Annotated in this window: 1 protein-coding gene; it reads left to right on the forward strand. The window is 39.2% G+C overall.

Going from position 1 to position 452, the window contains the following annotated elements; all coding sequences use genetic code 11:
* Positions 1 to 452 (forward strand): IS200/IS605 family accessory protein TnpB-related protein (locus JUI58_RS11250; protein WP_204103881.1); only part of this gene is annotated, 452 nt, incomplete at both ends.

The following is a 452-nucleotide window of genomic DNA, read 5'->3' on the forward strand; positions in this document are numbered from 1 at the left end:
AGAGGAACAAGTTTCATTATCGATGGAAAACGTCTTAAATCTGTTAACCAATTTTATAATAAGCAGATTGCCACAATTAAGGAAAACAAGCCCCAAGAATTCTGGTCTAAAAGACTATCTCGTATCACGGAAAAACGCAACCGTCAGATGAGAGATGCGGTTAATAAAGCAGCGAGATTGGTTATTAACCATTGCTTAGAAAATGGCATCGGTCGCATTGTCTTTGGCTGGAACAAGGGTCAAAAGAACGGTATCAATATCGGCAAAAAGAACAATCAAAAGTTTGTTCAAATTCCTACAGCTAAACTCAAAGAACGCATCAAGCAATTATGTGAACAATACGGGATTGAGTTTATTGAAACTGAAGAATCGTACACCTCGCAAGCATCGTTTTTAGATGATGATTTCTTGCCGACATTCGGTGCAAAACCCGAAAGCTGGAAGCCATCAGG

It is taken from the genome of Spirulina sp. CCY15215 (genome assembly GCF_016888125.1).
Lineage (GTDB): Bacteria > Cyanobacteriota > Cyanobacteriia > Cyanobacteriales > Spirulinaceae > CCY15215.